This window comes from Streptomyces sp. NPDC045678, from assembly GCF_056432085.1.
Genome location: NZ_JBWKJS010000005.1, coordinates 495166 through 510862 on the forward strand (window position 1 = coordinate 495166; position 15697 = coordinate 510862).

A 15697-nucleotide genomic window follows, 5' to 3' on the forward strand; every position below is an offset into this window, starting at 1 on the left:
CTGTTCCCTCCTTCTATTCTCCCCTCCCCCCCCCCCCCGCCCCCCTCCCCCCCCCCCCCCCCCCCCCCCCCCCCCCCCCCCCGCCACCGTGACGGTCCCACCGTCGGCATGGCGGAACCCTGGCGGACCTTTTCGAAGGCGACGGCAAGGGCAGCGGCGTCACCACCGCGGGCGACGCCGTGTGCAGTACGCCGGCCGTCCAGGTCGGCCCCGGCCTCAGCCGGGGAAACCCTGCCGTGCTCACCCCGCGCCGCGAGCGCCTCTGGCGGCGAACCGCTCACCGGGGCCGCGCCTGGACCCGCCGGTTCAGCTCGCGCACGCGCTCCCTCAGGACCTCCCCCGGCGGCGCGTCACCGATCGACGCCGGCGGGCAGTCCCACTCCCTCCCGCCGCCCACCGGTCTCAGCTGCACGAGCCCTCCCTCACAGCCCATGACCTCCCCGACGCTGCCGTCCCGGTAGTCGATCGCGTACGTGCCCGTCTCCGGCACGCTCGGGTCCTCGCTCACCGCGACGCCTCCAGCGCGGCGGCCAGCCGCAGTGCCGTGTCGAGGTTGCAGCGCCCCAACTCCACGAGGGGGAGCGTGCCGTCGCCCGCCGCGGTCAGCGGGTCCACGCGCAGCGACGGCAGGGTGACTCCCACTTCCGCGAGGCCTCCTCGCAGCTGCCGTACCGCTTCCTCCGCCGCCCTCAACCGTTCCTCCGCCGTCAGCGCCATGACCACTGCCTCTCACACCGAGTGTTGCCGTTTCATCACCCAGCGTGTCCGCATCTGCGTAGCCTTAAAAGCCTTGGCGACCCAACACCCCTCCGTGTCCGGGCGCCGCCCCTGCGGAGGTGCCGCCCGTGACCCGTCCCAAAGACCTCGACCCCTCCTCCAACCCCCGGGCCCTGCTGGGCTGCGAACTCCGCCATGCCCGCGAACGGGCGGGCCTCAGCCAGGAGGCGCTGGGGGCGCCGCTCTTCGTGAGCGGTTCGTTCATCGGGCAGCTGGAGGCGGGGACGCGGCGGATGCACATGGAGTACGCGGTGTACTTCGACGAGAAGCTCGGCACGGAGGGGTTTTTCGCCCGCAATTGCCAGGCCATCGCCAAGTCCAAGTACCCGGACCACTTTGCGGAGGCGGCGGAGGCGGAAGCGGTGGCAACGGTGATCAGAGAGTACGCGCCACAGCTGCTGCCGGGGCTACTACAAACACCGGAGTACGCGCGGGCGGTGTTCCGCGCCTACCAGCCGACAGCAACGGAGGCGGTGATCGATGACCTCGTAGCTGCCCGACTGGAACGCGCCCGCCTACTGGCCGATCCAACAACACCCCTGTTGTGGGTGGTGCTCGACGAAGCCGTCCTGCGCCGCGAGGTAGGAGGCTGCGCCGTGATGTCCGCTGCCCTGCAGCATGTTGCCGGGCTCGCCCGGGGAAACAGAATCATTCTGCAGGCACTGCCATTTGGCGCTGGCGCGCACTCATCGATGGGCGGCGCCGTCAAGCTGATGGCCTTCGAGGACGCGCCCCCACTTGTGTACTTCGAAGGCCCCGGAACGGGACGGCTGGAAGACCACCCAGGCATCGTGGCCCACCACGAACTGGCTTACGATTTCCTCGGGGCCATCGCACTGTCACCGGCGAAATCCCTGGCCTTGCTGGAATCAGTGGCAGAGGATTACGCCCATGAGGACCATCCCCGAGCATGACCTGAGCACAGCTACTTGGCACAAGTCCACTTACAGCGACGGCAGCGGCGGCAACTGCTTGGAGGTCGCCCGCTGGCGCAAGTCCACCCACAGCGCCGGAGACGGCGGCGACTGCCTCGAGGTCGCCGACGGGCACCACGGGGGCCTCGTCCCCGTCCGCGACTCCAAGAACCCCCATGGCCCCCACCTCACCTTCCGCACCGCGAGCTGGTCCGCGTTCGTGGCGGAACTCAAGAACAGCTGACCGGAGGCCTCGGTGGGCCCAGGGCGCCCGGCACCTACTTCGGAAAAGTTGCGAAGGCGGGTGCCGAACGCCCCCCACCACGCCCAACACGCCCCCGTACGCGGGCCCGCGAGGTCAGCGTCTGCGCCGTTCCGCGGCCCGGCGCACGAGAATGGCGTGCAATTCCCGGGCCGCCGTGGGAACCGGATGTGCGTGGCGTCGCTGGATCATGACGCGGAGCTCGGTGGAGTCGTCGGCCAACGGACGACACGCGATCGCGCCGCTGCGCTCCAAGGGGTCGCCGAGCACGCTGTAGTCGGGCAGGACGGTCGTGCCGAGGCCCTCGGCCACCATCAGCTTGCACATCTCGGCACCGTCGGCCGAATAGGAGAAGGACGACGTACGGCCACTCAGAAGCCGGTGGATGTAGCGATGCATGACATAACCGGAACGCATCACAATCAACTGCTCGCCCAGCAAGTCGGTGATGGAGACAGCCTTGCGTGCGGCCAAGGGGCTGTCGGGACGTACGCAGACGACCGGATGCCCGCGCAGCAGTTCGGTGGTGTGCAGGCCGGGCGGAAGATCGTCGCCTCGGAGGTAACTGACCAACCCGAGATCGAACCCGCCCTCGGCAAGGTGCCGTTGGATGCCGTCATGCCGTTCCGCGACCACCTCCACCTCGATGGAGGGGTGAGAGGCGCGGAATTCACGAATGGCCGGCGTCAGTAACGTGACCGTGGCCGCGTTGACCGTGCCAAGCCGCAGCCTGCGGCCCATCTGATACTGCTCGTCGGCGGCCTGGCGCAGCCGGTCGACCGCGTCCAGCACCCCGGCGATGTGCGGCAGCAGTTCGCGCCCTTGGTCGCTGATCTTCGCTCCGGAGCGCTTGCGTTCCAGGAGCTCCACCCCGAGTTCGCGCTCCAGGTTGCGGAGGGTCTGGCTCAGCGCCGGCTGTGACAGGTGCAGTACCTCGGCGGCGCGGCGCAAGGACCCCAGCCGTGTGACTGCCGCCAGGTATTCCAACTGTTCCACGCGCATGACGAGCTACCTCCGACGCTCATCATAAACAGCCGAATTCCACACGCTCGACAAAGGGGCGAAAGGGAATCCCTATCGGGGCATCGGAAATTCCTAAGGCCCTATTCCTGCTCCCGTCATACACACCCGCGACCTCGCACCAATCGCATGCGTCAAATACTGCGGCGGCCCGCACTTCCGCCAACGACGGACCCGGCAACCCTCGAAGTCCCCGCCCGGCGCTCAAGTCTGGGACCCCGAGACCTCTTTCAGTGGACCGGGAGGCGGGCCTCAACCCACCCCCCTCCCGGACGTGAGCGGCAGCGGCAGTGTCCGCTGGATCACCCGCGGCACCGCTGGTCACGACGTGGTTCGCGCGAGGCGCCACAGAGCCGGACGTGCTCCGTGCGCTCACAGCCGGGCTGCCCAGCCCGGTCCACTCGCGGCGAACCGCACCCCGGCCACGGACCGTCCCTGCCACCGACGGCGGTCCGCGCCCACGCCGCGGCGGTACGCACAGCCGCAGCCCGCCCCCGGGAAAGGACGCGCACATGACCGCTCCGACGGTCCGACGGCACACCGCCAGGGCACGATGGAGGGGGAATTCGAGGATCTCGCACGGCGGGCACCCGAGACCGTGGCCGACTACGCCGACCGACACGGCGCGCACCGCCCCCGCGTCGTCTTCGCGACATACTTTCCCCGCCGGGCGGGCGGCCGACGCCCCTCGCCCCGCCCGCGCGTGGCCGACGCGCCACCCTTCCCGGCGCGCCCCCGCCCCGTACCGCCCGGTCACCCCCGCCCAACCGCCCCGGCCCTTCCCGAGCCCCGTACGGGAACGGCCGAACGCGAGCTGTCCGAAAGGGCGCTGAGGCGTCACCCCTGATCACGGCGCGTGCCGATGATGGCACCCCACGTCATCGAAGCGGCACGACCGGACACGACCGGAGGGGACCTCCATGACCGACTCCAACGAGCCCACTCAGCCCGACCTGGAGCAACTGGACGAGCGCGAGATCGCCGAGGCGATCGGGGCCGCCGCCCGCATCACCCTGGCCCCCGGCCCGAGGGAGGCGCGGGAGGCCCCCGCCGAGGCACCGGCGCCCGACGACGAGTGGGCGCTGCCCGGCGGCACCGCCTGGGTGTACCTCGCCGACAAGGAGAAGGGCCTGACCCGCCCGGTGATCATCGGCGACGGGTTCAGCTCGGGGCCGAGCGACCTCAACTTCTCGTGGGAGATCATGGAGCGCGGCCCGTACGCGTTCGTGAGCGAGCTGCGCAACCGCGGGCGCGACGTCGTCCTGGTCGGGTACGACGAGCGCAGCGCGTCGATCCTGGAGAACGCGGAGGTCGCGAGGGCCGCCATCCTGGAGGCGATCGCGCGCCGCACGGGCGACCACCCCCTGACCGTCGGCGGGTTCAGCATGGGCGGTCTCGTCACGCGGTACGCGCTGGCGAAGATGGAGCACGAGGGCGGGCAGGCGAACGACCACCAGACCGCGCTGTACTTCTCGTACGACAGCCCGCACCGCGGCGCGTGGATCCCGATAGCGCTGCAGGCGTTCGCGCACTACATCCGCAGCCTCAACGCCGCGTTCTCGAACCAGATGAACAGCCCGGCCGCGCGGCAGCTGCTGTGGCAGCACATCAGCGAGTGGGGTGACACCCCGGAGACCGACAAGGAGCGCGGCACGTTCCTCGCCGAGCTGGACCGGGTGGGCAGGTGGCCGTCGCGGCCCAAGAAGATCGGCGTGGCGAACGGGGTGCGCATCGGCGAGAGCAACGGGATCCGGCCCGGTGAGCAGGCGTTCCACGGGAAGGGGCTGGCGATCACCGGCACGCGGCTGTACACGCAGTCCGCGGGTGAGGACGAACTCGTCGCGCAGCTGCGGGTGGTGACGCTGCGTCGGCCGCACGTCAACACGTCGGGGCTGCCGGAGATCGACGGGGCGCCGGGCGGCACCCTGGAAGGCTTCGGCATCCTCGCCGACGAGCTGAACAAGATTCCGGCCCTGATCGGCCTCCGCTCCGATGCGGACATCCGCGAACACTGCTTCGTGCCGACGGTCAGCGCGATCGCCCTGCGCGACATCGACACGCACGAGAAGCTGTACGAGCCGGTGACGGCCGCGGCGGAGAAGGAGAGCGAACTGGACGAATTCCTCTGCGCCTCCCGGAACGAGCCCCACACCCTGGTCACCGAGGAACTCTGCACCTGGATCCTGGACCGCCTGCCGTAACCGAACCACCCGCCTGCCGCAGCGCGGGGAACCACCTGCCGCGGCGCGGAAAACGCCCGAGGGCGGCACCCCTTCCTGAGAAGGGGTGCCGCCCTCGGTACGTCAGGACAGTGATCAACCAGAGGTCGATCAGAAGTCCATGTCACCGCCCGGCATGCCACCCGGGGCGGCGGCAGCGCCGGCCTTCTCGGGCTTGTCGGCGATGACGGCCTCGGTGGTGAGGAACAGCGCGGCGATGGACGCGGCGTTCTGCAGGGCGGAACGCGTGACCTTCGCCGGGTCGAGGATGCCCTCGGCGATCATGTCCACGTACTCGCCGGTCGCGGCGTTGAGGCCGTGGCCGACGGTGAGGTTGCGGACCTTCTCCACGACGACGCCACCCTCGAGGCCACCGTTGACGGCGATCTGCTTGAGCGGGGCCTCCAGGGCGAGCTTCACGGCGTTGGCGCCGGTCGCCTCGTCACCCTGCAGGTCGAGCTTCTCGAAGACCGAGGCGGCCTGGAGGAGAGCGACGCCACCACCGGCGACGATGCCCTCTTCGACGGCGGCCTTCGCGTTGCGGACGGCGTCCTCGATGCGGTGCTTGCGCTCCTTGAGCTCGACCTCGGTCGCGGCACCGGCCTTGATGACGGCCACGCCGCCCGCGAGCTTCGCCAGGCGCTCCTGGAGCTTCTCGCGGTCGTAGTCCGAGTCGCTGTTCTCGATCTCGGCGCGGATCTGGTTGACGCGGCCCTGGACCTGGTCGCTGTCACCGGCACCGTCGACGATCGTCGTCTCGTCCTTGGTGATGACGACCTTGCGGGCGCGGCCGAGCAGGTCGAGACCGGCGTTCTCCAGCTTGAGGCCGACCTCCTCGGAGATGACGGTGCCACCGGTGAGGATGGCGATGTCGCCGAGCATGGCCTTGCGGCGGTCACCGAAGCCCGGGGCCTTGACGGCGACGGACTTGAAGGTGCCACGGATCTTGTTGACGACCAGGGTCGACAGGGCCTCGCCCTCGACGTCCTCGGCGATGATCAGCAGCGGCTTGCCGGACTGCATGACCTTCTCGAGGAGCGGAAGGAGGTCCTTCACGTTCGAGATCTTCGAGTTGACGATCAGGATGTACGGGTCGTCGAGCGACGCCTCCATACGCTCCATGTCGGTGGCGAAGTACGCCGAGATGTAGCCCTTGTCGAAGCGCATACCCTCGGTGAGCTCCAGCTCCAGACCGAAGGTCTGGGACTCCTCGACGGTGATGACGCCTTCCTTGCCGACCTTGTCCATCGCCTCGGCGATGAGCTCGCCGATCTGGGTGTCGGCGGCGGAGATGGAGGCCGTGGAAGCGATCTGCTCCTTGGTCTCGACGTCCTTGGCCTGCTCGAGCAGGGCGCCGGAGACGGCCTCGACGGCCTTCTCGATGCCGCGCTTCAGGGCCATCGGGTTGGCACCGGCGGCCACGTTGCGCAGACCCTCGCGCACCAGGGCCTGGGCCAGGACGGTCGCGGTCGTCGTGCCGTCACCGGCGACGTCGTCCGTCTTCTTCGCGACCTCCTTGACCAGCTCGGCGCCGATCTTCTCGTACGGGTCCTCGAGCTCGATCTCCTTGGCGATGGACACACCATCGTTGGTGATCGTGGGGGCGCCCCACTTCTTCTCGAGGACGACGTTGCGACCCTTGGGGCCCAGGGTCACCTTGACGGCGTCGGCGAGCTGGTTCATGCCGCGCTCGAGGCCGCGCCGTGCCTCCTCGTCGAACGCGATGATCTTGGCCATGTGAAGTGGTCCTCCCGGACGGGGTGGAAACGCAAAAACGGATCGTGCTGGTGCCCGCGACGGACGGCCTGCAGCCCTTGTGGTTCCTTGCCCCACCCGGCCTGCGGGCCTCACCGACCCGACCCAAGTTCTGTCACTCTCACTGGGAGAGTGCTAAGCCCAATGATTAGCACTCGACCCCTGCGAGTGCAAGCGCCTCTCATGGATCCCGGGGAGGAACCCAGGGAGATCCCGGGAGGATCCCGGGGGCCGGTCCCGGACCTACCCCGGTCGGGCCGGGCACACACGAGGGGCTCGTATCCCAGTTGGGATACGAGCCCCTCGCGATGCTTGCTTCGGTGGTCGATCGCGCCGAGCTAGACGGCGAGCTTGACCATGTCCGCCTGCGGACCCTTCTGGCCCTGCGAGATCTCGAACTCGACTCGCTGACCTTCTTCAAGGGTGCGGTAACCGTCCATCTGGATCGCGCTGTAGTGGACGAAAACATCCGCACCACCGTCGACCGCGATGAAGCCGTACCCCTTCTCCGCGTTGAACCACTTGACGGTGCCCTGAGCCATGCCTAACTCCCCTATTACTGGCCCTTGCACAGGACCGCACTTCGCGGACCCGGGTCAGACCTCACCCCCCACTGGTAGGGGTGTGCGCCGGAACGCGTCGACCGCCGCTGAATGTATCTGTCCAACTGCCGTCTGCAACAGGTCAATCGGACGAGAATTCTGGGCACGCCCGATCGGTAATATACGGAGATTCCGTCCGAATTCAGGGCAAGTCGGGCCAGGCAAAAGCCGCAAAAGGTTCAAATGGGCGGTGCTCTTTGGCTGCTTCTTGTCGGCAAGAGGCCGACTTCGTATATGCGCTCGGCAAGAGTGGCGGAGCGTGCTTCCCAACTGTACCGCGCTCAACCATGCAGAATTGCCCCCTCCGTTTCTCTCGCGGAGGGGGCAATTCAGATAACGCAGGGTGCTTGCGAAAAGATCAGCCGCCGGCGACGGCGGGAATGATCGAGACGCCCGCGCCGTCCGGCGTGGCCGTCTCCAGACCCTGCTCAAAACGGACGTCGTCGTCGTTCACGTACACGTTGACGAAGCGGCGCAGCTTGCCCTGGTCGTCCAGGACGCGGGCGGCGATGCCGGTGTGGTTCTTCTCCAGGTCGGCGATGACCTCCCCGAGGTTCGCCCCCTCAGCGGCGACCTCGGCCTTGCCGCCGGTGTAGGTGCGGAGAATGGTGGGGATACGGACGTTGACGCTCATCGGATTCACCTCAGAAGTACGGGGGCGGAGAGAGGCGCCCCTGGAAGGGGCGCGGGGAACTGCGCGAGGACGGACCACGGGCCCGCAGCCGGCGGCGGACACAGGGCCCTACGGCGACTAACCGGCGAGCCCCGCGGAGCGGAACGCCTCAAGGCTCGGCTTGATCGTGGCGGTGGCCTGCGACGTCTCGGCGACAGCGTCGAGCGTCTTGAGGCCGTCCCCCGTGTTGAGCACGACCGTGGTGAGGGACGGGTCGATGAGGCCCGCCTCGACGAGCTTCTTCGTGACGCCCACCGTCACCCCGCCCGCGGTCTCCGCGAAGATCCCTTCCGTGCGGGCGAGAAGCTTGATCGCGTCGACGACCTGCTCGTCGTCGACGTCCTCCACCGCACCGCCCGTACGCCGCGCGATGTCCAGCACGTACGGCCCGTCGGCCGGGTTGCCGATCGCGAGGGACTTGGCGATCGTGTTCGGCTTCTGCGGACGGACCACGTCGTGGCCCGCCTTGAACGCCGCCGACACCGGCGAGCACCCTTCCGCCTGCGCGCCGAAGATCTTGTAGGGCTTGTCCTCGACGAGGCCGAGGGCGATGAGCTCCTTGAGCCCCTTGTCGATCTTCGTGAGCTGCGAGCCGGAGGCGATCGGGATGACCAGCTGGTCGGGGAGCTCCCAGCCGAGCTGCTCGCAGATCTCGTACGCCAGGGTCTTGGAGCCCTCGCCGTAGTACGGCCGCAGGTTGACGTTGACGAAGCCCCAGCCCTCGCCCAGCGGGTCGCCGATGAGCTCGGAGCAGAAGCGGTTCACGTCGTCGTAGTTGCCCTCGATGCCGACGAGCTCGCCGCCGTAGACCGCGGCCATGACGACCTTGCCCTGCTCCAGGTCGTGCGGGATGAACACGCAGGACCGGAAGCCGGCGCGGGCCGCGGCGGCGCCCACCGCGCCGGCGAGGTTGCCCGTGGAGGAGCAGGACAGCGTGGTGAAGCCGAAGGCGCGCGCCGCTTCGAGCGCCTGCGCGACGACGCGGTCCTTGAAGGAGTGCGTGGGGTTGCCGGAGTCGTCCTTGACGAACAACTTGCCCTGTTGCACGCCGAGTTCCCTGGCGAGGTTGTCGGCCTTGACGAGCTTGGTCCAGCCGGGGTTCAGGTTCGGCTTGTCGGCCACGTCGGCGGGGACGGGCAGGAGCGGGGCGTAGCGCCAGATGTTGGCGGGGCCGGCCTCGATCTGCTTGCGCAGGGCCTCCGGGTCGCCGAGCGGCAGGTCGTACGCGACTTCGAGGGGCCCGAAACACTCGGCGCAGGCGAAGATCGGGCCGAGCGGGAACTTGGTGCCGCACTCACGGCAGGAGAGGCCGGAGGCGGGCCCGAGGTCTACGGAAGAGGTGGTGCTTTCGGTGGCGACAGTCTGCACAGCCATGGAGGCGAGGCCCTTTCTCCTCATCTTCCTCGCGACGCATCTCGCCGCGAGACGGAATTGGCACCTTCGCCAGCCGGGAGCCTCGCTGCGCTTGTCTGCGCGAGACCGACTGGGTGGTTGCCGGGGCTTCAACGGGCCGTATCCCTCTGCCCCTCTGGATGAGCGGTATTCGATTATGGGTTTCAGTTGTGAATCTCAGATCTTGTCCGAGAACGCGGTGGTGACCCCGACATGCGATGGCCACCGGCGTTGTTCAAGACTGTAACCGAAGCCCCGGACCCTTGAGATAGTCGTCCGAACCGCGAGATGGATCACATATGGGAGGACCACGACCGTGCTGGAAGAGGTCGAGCACTGGCTGAGCAGGCGTTCCTGGTCCGTCGCCGACCGCCCGCGGGACCTGCTGGCCGCCGCCAAAAGGACGGGCGGCGCGTCGGTGAGCGTCGTACTGCCCGCGCTCGACGAGGAGGGGACGGTCGGTGAGATCGTCGCCGAGATCCGCCGCGAGCTGATGGAGAAGGTTCCGCTGGTCGACGAGCTCCTGGTGGTCGACTCCGGCTCGAAGGACCGTACGGCGGAGGTCGCCGCCGCCGCGGGCGCCAAGGTCGTCCACCGCGACGTGATCCTGCCGCGCCTGCCGGCCGTCGCGGGCAAGGGCGAGGTGCTGTGGCGCTCGCTGCTCGCGACGAGCGGCGACATCGTGGCGTTCGTCGACGCGGACCTGAAGGAGTTCTCGGCGGACTTCGTCGCCGGGATAGTCGGCCCGCTGCTCACCGACCCGGACGTGGCGTTCGTGAAGGCGATGTACGACCGTCCGCTCGCGGGGGCGGACGGGCAGGGCGGCCGGGTGACGGAGCTGATGGCGCGGCCGCTCCTGAACATGCACTGGCCGCGGCTCGCCGGGTTCGTGCAGCCGCTGGGCGGCGAGTACGCGGCGCGCAGGTCGCTCCTGGAACGGCTGCCGTTCCCCGTCGGGTACGGCGTGGAGCTCGGCCTGCTCGTCGACGCGCTGCACACCGTGGGTCTGGACGCGCTGGCGCAGGTCGACGTGGGGGTGCGCAGGCACCGGCACCAGGACGGGCAGGCGCTCGGGCGGATGGCGGCGGCGATCTACCGGACGGCGCAGGTGCGGCTGGCGCGCGGTCATCTCGTACGTCCCGAGCTCACGCAGTTCGTCCGCGGGGAGCACGGGTTCGAGCCGAGGACCCACCCGGTGGACACGGAGGAGCGGCCGCCGATGGCCGATATCTCCGAGTATGCGCACCGTCGCGTGGCGTAACAGCCGAATATCATGCGCTTTGCCTACATTTCCCTTTATGTGGGTCAGATGCATGTGGGCAGAAGATGCCCTGAGAGTCGTGCGGCGGGCGGGCGTGCTGACGCTCGCCGCCGCCACGGTCGCCGCCGGGTTCCTCACCGCGACCGCGGCGCCCGTCGCCGCGGAGGTCGTCGCCGCGAAGGTCGTGGCCGCGAAGGTCGTCGAGCGCCGGACCGACACCCGCTTCCTCAGCGAGGACGACGGCGCGGTCGGCCCCAAGTACCGCAACGACCTGAGCGTTGACGCCAAGACCTCCGAGGTGCCGGACAGCGACCGCGCCAGGGCCCGGCGCGCCGGCGACGTGCTCGCCGAGACGGGCAGCTCCCGGACCCTGCTCCTCGGCGGGGCCGCGGCGGCGCTCTGCGGGCTCGGCGTACTGGTGATCGTCGCGGCCCGCAGGCGCCGCGACTGACCCACCCGGCCCAGCGGCACACGGCGGCCGGATTCCCTTCTCAGGGAGTCCGGTCTCCGTACGTTTGAGGGTTTACGGGACGGGCTACGTTTTGCCACATGGTCTCCGAGTCCGCACCGTCAGCAGCGCAGGTCCTCGTCGCGTCCAACCGCGGCCCCGTCTCGTACACCGTCGGAGAGGACGGTGAGCTCACCGCGAAGCGCGGCGGCGGCGGACTGGTCTCAGGACTCAGCGCGATCGGCGACGAGGCGGACGCCCTGTGGGTGTGCGCGGCGCTCGGCGAGGGCGACCGCGAGGCGGTGCGGCGCGGCGTCGGGGAACCCGGCGTGCGCATGCTGGACATCGACGCGCGCATCCACGCGGACGCGTACAACGGCATCGCCAACTCGGTGCTGTGGTTCGTCCACCACATGCTGTACCAGACGCCCCTGGAACCGGCCTTCGGCCCGGAGTTCCGCGCACAGTGGGCGGCGTACGAGACGTACAACCGGGCGTTCGCCGAGGCGCTGGCCCGCGAGGCGGCGCCCGGGGCGGCCGTCATGGTGCAGGACTACCACCTCGCGCTGGTCCCCGGCATGCTCCGCGAGCTCCGCGAGGACGTGCGCATCGGCCACTTCTCGCACACCCCGTGGGCGCCCGCCGACTACTTCCGGATGCTGCCGGACGACGTCGCCGAGCAGCTGCTGCGCGGCATGCTCGGCGCGGACCGGCTCGGCTTCCTCACCGGCCGGTGGGCCGACGCGTTCACCGACTGCTGCGTGCGGGTCGTGGGCGGCACGTCGGGCACCCGCATCGGGGTGCACGGGCTCGGCGCCGACGCGGACTTCCTGCGGGAGCGGTCGCGGCGGGACGACGTCGAGGAGCGGATGCGGACGCTGCGGGAGCAGGCGGGCGAGCAGGACGGCGAGGCCCGCAAGCTGATCGTGCGGGTGGACCGCACCGAGCTGTCCAAGAACATCGTGCGCGGCCTGCTGGCCTACCGGGAACTCCTCGACAGCCGCCCCGAGTGGCGCGAGCGCGTCGTACACGTCGCCTTCGCCTACCCGTCCCGGCAGGACCTGGCGGTCTACCGCGACTACACGGAGGAGGTCTCCCGGCTCGCCGCGGAGATCAACTCCACGTACGGGACGGACGGCTGGACCCCGGTGGTCCTGCACGTCAAGGACGACTTCGCCCGCTCCCTCGCCGCCTACCGCATGGCGGACGTGGCCCTGGTCAACCCCATCCGCGACGGCATGAACCTCGTCGCCAAGGAGGTCCCCGTCGTCTCCGACGACGGCTGCGCGCTGGTCCTCTCGCGGGAGGCGGGCGCCCACGAGGAACTCGGCGAGGACGCCCTCACCGTGAACCCGTACGACGTGACGGCGACGGCCGACGCGCTGCACGCCGCCCTGCTCATGCCGTGGGACGAGCGCGCCGAACGCACCAAGCGCCTCGCGGCGGCGGCGACCGCGCTGCCGCCCGCACAGTGGTTCCTCGACCAGCTGCGGGCACTCACCGGCTGATCCCGGGCCCGGCGGTCGAGGCCGCCGTTCTTCTGTCTGCGACCCGGTGGGGGCTGGTCGCGCAGTTCCCCGCGCCCCTGGGTGGTCCACACCGTCCGGCTCCTCCGGGTCGGACGACCCAGGGGCGCGGGGACTGCGCGACCAGCCCACGACGGCCCGCAGTCGCGCACCGTCAGTGCAGCCGGGAACCGATCCACGACAGCAGCCGCACCACACCCGCGGGCCCGTCCACCACCAGGTCCGCCCGGTCGGCGAGCTCCGCGACCTCCGAGCTGCCGCTGCACACGAGCACCCCCGCCACACCGTCCGACCGGAGCTTCTCCACGGCGCCGAAGGCCGGCAGGTCGCCGAGGTCGTCGCCCGCGTACAGGACGGACTCGGCGCCGACCTCCCGCAGGTACTCGGCGAGGGCCACGCCCTTGTCCATGCCGGGCGGGCGCAGCTCCAGGACGAGCCGGCCCGGCTCGACGATGAGGCCGTGCCGGTTCGCCAGCTCACCGAGCGGCTCCCGCAGCGCCTCGAAGGCGGCCTGCGGGTCCTCCGCGCGGCGCGTGTGCACCGCGACGGCCCGCCCCTTCTCCTCTATCCACGTGCCGCGCCAGGCACCGATCGCGTCCAGGAACCCGGGGAGTTCGGCGCGCACGGCCGCGACCCCGGGGTGCGGCTCGGCGGCGCGCACCGTGCCGGTGACGGCGTCCCAGCGCTCGGCGCCGTAGTGACCGAGGACGACGAGGTGCTCCAGGCCCGGCACGCCCGCGAACCCGCCGTAGCGCACGGCGACGCCCGCCGGGCGGCCCGTGACCACGGCCGCCGACAGCAGGCGCGGGGCGAGCGCGGCGAGCACGCGCGCCGCGTCGGGGTGGGCGCGCGCCTGCTCCGGGTCGGCGACGATCGGGGCGAGCGTGCCGTCGAAGTCCAGCGCGACGACCGCCCGGTCGGGCCGGGCGAGCAGCGCGGCGAGGCCGTCGCGCCCGGCGGGCGTCACGGGCTCGGGCGGTCCGGACGGACCGGACGGACCGGGCTGTCCGGACGGATCGGGCAGGTCCGACTGCGAGTACGTAGGGTCACCCATGGGCCCGACCTTAGCCGCGTCAGCGCTCGTCGCGCCGGGAGTCCCGCACCCGGCGCAGCCGATTGACCGTAATCGGATCGTGGGCGAGCGCACGGGTGTCGTCGAGAAGGGCGTTCAGGATTTGGTAGTAGCGCACCGGGACCATCCCGAGCTCCTCGCGGATGGCACGTTCCTTGGCTCCGGGACCGGGCCACGGCCGCCGTTCGAGGGCGAGCACGGCACGGTCCCGCGCGGAGAGGGCGTCCGGAACGTCCGTGCCGCCGTCCTGCTCATCCGGGTCGTGAACGCTCATGCCAGCACGCTACTCGGCGTTCTCCTCGGTCATCGCCCGGCTCTGGATCCGGCCCAGCACCGACTTCGGGTTGCCGCCCTCGCCGACGGTCCTGCCGATGTCCTTCTTGATGTCGGCGGAGACCTGCGCCCACGACGTCTTGCCCACCGGATACAGCTCGGAGGTCGGAAGCTCGTCGAGGAACTTGCCGAGCTCCGTGTGACCGCGGTCCTTGGCCATCGCCTCGGACGCGGAGGTCGTCACCGGCAGGATGTCGTACTCGTTCGAGAAGTCGAGGACGTTCTTCTTGCTGTAGGCGTAGTCCAGGAACTTGCCGGCCTCCTTGCGGTGACCGTTCTGCTTGAACGCCATCATCCAGTCGGCGACACCCATCGTGGCCTGCGCCTTGCCGTTGATGCCGGGCGCCGGCACCATGCCGAACTTCACGCCCTTCTTGGCGGCCATCTTCATCAGCGTCGGATGGCCGTTGAGCATGCCGACCTCGCCGCGCGAGAACGCCGCGAACGCCTCCGCGCGGTTCATCTCCGCGGGCGCCGTCGGACCGGTCAGGCCCTTGCCGACGAGCTCGTCCCGCAGCCAGGCGAACGTCTTGGCGTTCTGCGGGGAGTCGATGGCGTACGAGCCGACGTTGTCGGTGTAACCGCCGCCGCCGCTGAGCATCCACATCAGCGTCTCGGCGGGCGCCTCCTCGGGGCCGAGCGGCAGCGCGTACGGGATCTTCACGCCGCGCGCCTTCAGCGCCTTCGCGTCGGCCTGCAGCTCGCTCCAGCTCTGCGGCGGCGTGAGGTTCGCGTCCTTGAAGAGCTTGGTGTTGTAGAAGAGCAGGCGGGTGGAGGAGGCGAACGGCATGCCGTACTGGATGCGGTTGACCTCGCCGGCGCGCGAGAGGGGCGCCAGGAAGTCGGCCTGCGTGGCGATGGAGAGGAGCTCGTCGGCCTCGTAGAGCTTGCCCTGCGCGGCATAGTCGGCGTACGCGCCGATCTGCGCCAGGTCGGGGGCGTCGCCCTTCTTGACCATCTCCTTGACCTCGCGGTCCACGTCGTTCCAGGAGTGGACGGTGACGTCGACCTTGATGCCGGGGTTCTCGGCCTCGAAGCCCTTGACGACCTTGTCCCAGTACTTCTTGGAGCTGTTCGCCGCGGAGTCGCCGTAATCGGCCGCCACCAGCTTGAGGGTGACGTCGCCGGAGTCGCCCGGACCGCCGCAGCCGGCGAGCACGCCCGCCATGCCCAGTGCGGCCACCGCCGCGGTCAGTCCTGTCACGCGCCGCTGCACAGCTGTCCCACCCTCATTGCTTTGCTTCTACGTTCCGCACCTTGCCGAACTGCGATTTTCTCCCGAGTCCGGACACAAGGTCTACACCACCCGAGTCTCACTTGTGCAACGGCGTCTCACCGGCCCCGAGCATTGCAGGCCGCGCCCGGCGGCTGCTATGCACATGGCGTCGCTCGAAACGTTCTTGCACAGCACATCGTTCATGCACAGCACGCACTGACGAGGAG

At 69.9% G+C, this 15697-nt stretch carries 16 protein-coding genes and 1 riboswitch; of the genes, 6 read left to right on the forward strand and 10 right to left on the reverse strand.

Annotation, left to right across the window (positions count from 1 at the left end):
* Window positions 1–277 precede the first annotated feature (277 nt).
* Complete coding sequence (locus tag AC07DO_RS20295; RefSeq protein WP_479061337.1) at window positions 278–508, reverse strand: hypothetical protein; 231 nt, start codon at window positions 506–508, stop codon at window positions 278–280.
* The gene (locus AC07DO_RS20300) at window positions 505–717 is read right to left on the reverse strand and encodes a hypothetical protein (RefSeq protein WP_479061338.1); all 213 of its coding nucleotides are present in this window, start codon (window positions 715–717) and stop codon (window positions 505–507) included. Before AC07DO_RS20300 ends, AC07DO_RS20295 begins: the two co-directional genes overlap by 4 nt.
* Before the next feature lie 128 nt (window positions 718–845).
* Here AC07DO_RS20300 and AC07DO_RS20305 point away from each other — a divergent pair, with 128 nt between their 5' ends.
* Together AC07DO_RS20305 and AC07DO_RS20310 are read left to right on the forward strand one after the other, a co-directional pair.
* Window positions 846–1691 (forward strand): helix-turn-helix domain-containing protein, encoded by an 846-nt coding sequence (locus AC07DO_RS20305; RefSeq protein WP_479061340.1) that lies wholly within the window; start codon window positions 846–848, stop codon window positions 1689–1691.
* A complete protein-coding gene (locus tag AC07DO_RS20310; RefSeq protein ID WP_479061343.1) occupies window positions 1669–1935 on the forward strand; it encodes a DUF397 domain-containing protein in 267 nt (88 codons plus the stop codon). The genes AC07DO_RS20305 and AC07DO_RS20310 overlap by 23 nt, the downstream gene beginning before the upstream one ends.
* A gap of 114 nt (window positions 1936–2049) precedes the next feature.
* Here the strand turns inward: AC07DO_RS20310 and AC07DO_RS20315 are convergent, their stop codons facing one another.
* Window positions 2050–2955: a LysR family transcriptional regulator gene (locus AC07DO_RS20315; RefSeq protein ID WP_479061345.1), complete on the reverse strand. Its 906-nt coding sequence runs from the start codon at window positions 2953–2955 to the stop codon at window positions 2050–2052.
* A gap of 938 nt (window positions 2956–3893) precedes the next feature.
* Here AC07DO_RS20315 and AC07DO_RS20320 point away from each other — a divergent pair.
* The gene (locus AC07DO_RS20320; RefSeq protein ID WP_479061347.1) at window positions 3894–5174 is read left to right on the forward strand and encodes an esterase/lipase family protein; all 1281 of its coding nucleotides are present in this window, start codon (window positions 3894–3896) and stop codon (window positions 5172–5174) included.
* Between the two features lie 129 nt (window positions 5175–5303).
* On the opposite strand, the gene groL is transcribed toward AC07DO_RS20320, so the two are convergent.
* From groL to thrC, 4 genes are all read right to left on the reverse strand, one after another.
* Window positions 5304–6929: a chaperonin GroEL gene (gene groL / locus AC07DO_RS20325; RefSeq protein WP_479061349.1), complete on the reverse strand. Its 1626-nt coding sequence runs from the start codon at window positions 6927–6929 to the stop codon at window positions 5304–5306.
* A 356-nt stretch (window positions 6930–7285) separates the two neighbouring features.
* On the reverse strand, window positions 7286–7489 hold the full coding sequence (locus AC07DO_RS20330) for a cold-shock protein (protein WP_005315736.1): 204 nt from the start codon (window positions 7487–7489) through the stop codon (window positions 7286–7288).
* Window positions 7490–7907: 418 nt separating this feature from the next.
* Window positions 7908–8183: a MoaD/ThiS family protein gene (locus AC07DO_RS20335; RefSeq protein WP_150217764.1), complete on the reverse strand. Its 276-nt coding sequence runs from the start codon at window positions 8181–8183 to the stop codon at window positions 7908–7910.
* Between the two features lie 117 nt (window positions 8184–8300).
* Window positions 8301–9596: a threonine synthase gene (gene thrC / locus AC07DO_RS20340; RefSeq protein ID WP_479061350.1), complete on the reverse strand. Its 1296-nt coding sequence runs from the start codon at window positions 9594–9596 to the stop codon at window positions 8301–8303.
* 17 nt (window positions 9597–9613) lie between these two features.
* Window positions 9614–9761: riboswitch (SAM riboswitch) on the reverse strand.
* Window positions 9762–9930: 169 nt separating this feature from the next.
* Between thrC and AC07DO_RS20345 the strand changes: the two genes are divergently transcribed.
* The 3 genes from AC07DO_RS20345 (at window position 9931) to AC07DO_RS20355 (ending at window position 12831) form a co-directional block, all read left to right on the forward strand.
* Window positions 9931–10875: a glucosyl-3-phosphoglycerate synthase gene (locus AC07DO_RS20345; RefSeq protein WP_479061351.1), complete on the forward strand. Its 945-nt coding sequence runs from the start codon at window positions 9931–9933 to the stop codon at window positions 10873–10875.
* Between the two features lie 52 nt (window positions 10876–10927).
* Window positions 10928–11326, forward strand: a complete 399-nt coding sequence (locus AC07DO_RS20350; protein WP_479061352.1) for a hypothetical protein — start codon at window positions 10928–10930, stop codon at window positions 11324–11326.
* Between the two features lie 98 nt (window positions 11327–11424).
* A complete protein-coding gene (locus AC07DO_RS20355) occupies window positions 11425–12831 on the forward strand; it encodes an alpha,alpha-trehalose-phosphate synthase (UDP-forming) (RefSeq protein ID WP_479061354.1) in 1407 nt (468 codons plus the stop codon).
* 172 nt (window positions 12832–13003) lie between these two features.
* Here AC07DO_RS20355 and otsB read toward each other — a convergent pair whose 3' ends face one another.
* From otsB to AC07DO_RS20370, 3 genes are read right to left on the reverse strand one after another with little or no spacing between them, the layout of a single operon-like run.
* Complete coding sequence (gene otsB / locus AC07DO_RS20360; RefSeq protein WP_479061356.1) at window positions 13004–13903, reverse strand: trehalose-phosphatase; 900 nt, start codon at window positions 13901–13903, stop codon at window positions 13004–13006.
* Between the two features lie 19 nt (window positions 13904–13922).
* On the reverse strand, window positions 13923–14195 hold the full coding sequence (locus AC07DO_RS20365; RefSeq protein ID WP_479061357.1) for a DUF3263 domain-containing protein: 273 nt from the start codon (window positions 14193–14195) through the stop codon (window positions 13923–13925).
* Between the two features lie 9 nt (window positions 14196–14204).
* Entirely contained in the window at window positions 14205–15470 is a 1266-nt protein-coding gene (locus tag AC07DO_RS20370) for an ABC transporter substrate-binding protein (protein WP_479061358.1), read from the reverse strand.
* Window positions 15471–15697: the final 227 nt, after the last annotated feature.

What these genes read in the sequence shown, in the direction of transcription:
- AC07DO_RS20330 (WP_005315736.1), bottom strand. Translation starts at nt 7,489, where the DNA reads ATGGCTCAGGGCACCGTCAAGTGGTTCAACGCGGAGAAGGGGTACGGC.
- AC07DO_RS20350 (WP_479061352.1), top strand. Translation starts at nt 10,928, where the DNA reads ATGTGGGCAGAAGATGCCCTGAGAGTCGTGCGGCGGGCGGGCGTGCTG.
- AC07DO_RS20310 (WP_479061343.1), top strand. Translation starts at nt 1,669, where the DNA reads ATGAGGACCATCCCCGAGCATGACCTGAGCACAGCTACTTGGCACAAG.
- otsB (WP_479061356.1), bottom strand. Translation starts at nt 13,903, where the DNA reads ATGGGTGACCCTACGTACTCGCAGTCGGACCTGCCCGATCCGTCCGGA.
- AC07DO_RS20335 (WP_150217764.1), bottom strand. Translation starts at nt 8,183, where the DNA reads ATGAGCGTCAACGTCCGTATCCCCACCATTCTCCGCACCTACACCGGC.
- AC07DO_RS20315 (WP_479061345.1), bottom strand. Translation starts at nt 2,955, where the DNA reads ATGCGCGTGGAACAGTTGGAATACCTGGCGGCAGTCACACGGCTGGGG.
- AC07DO_RS20320 (WP_479061347.1), top strand. Translation starts at nt 3,894, where the DNA reads ATGACCGACTCCAACGAGCCCACTCAGCCCGACCTGGAGCAACTGGAC.
- groL (WP_479061349.1), bottom strand. Translation starts at nt 6,929, where the DNA reads ATGGCCAAGATCATCGCGTTCGACGAGGAGGCACGGCGCGGCCTCGAG.
- thrC (WP_479061350.1), bottom strand. Translation starts at nt 9,596, where the DNA reads ATGGCTGTGCAGACTGTCGCCACCGAAAGCACCACCTCTTCCGTAGAC.
- AC07DO_RS20355 (WP_479061354.1), top strand. Translation starts at nt 11,425, where the DNA reads ATGGTCTCCGAGTCCGCACCGTCAGCAGCGCAGGTCCTCGTCGCGTCC.
- AC07DO_RS20300 (WP_479061338.1), bottom strand. Translation starts at nt 717, where the DNA reads ATGGCGCTGACGGCGGAGGAACGGTTGAGGGCGGCGGAGGAAGCGGTA.
- AC07DO_RS20365 (WP_479061357.1), bottom strand. Translation starts at nt 14,195, where the DNA reads ATGAGCGTTCACGACCCGGATGAGCAGGACGGCGGCACGGACGTTCCG.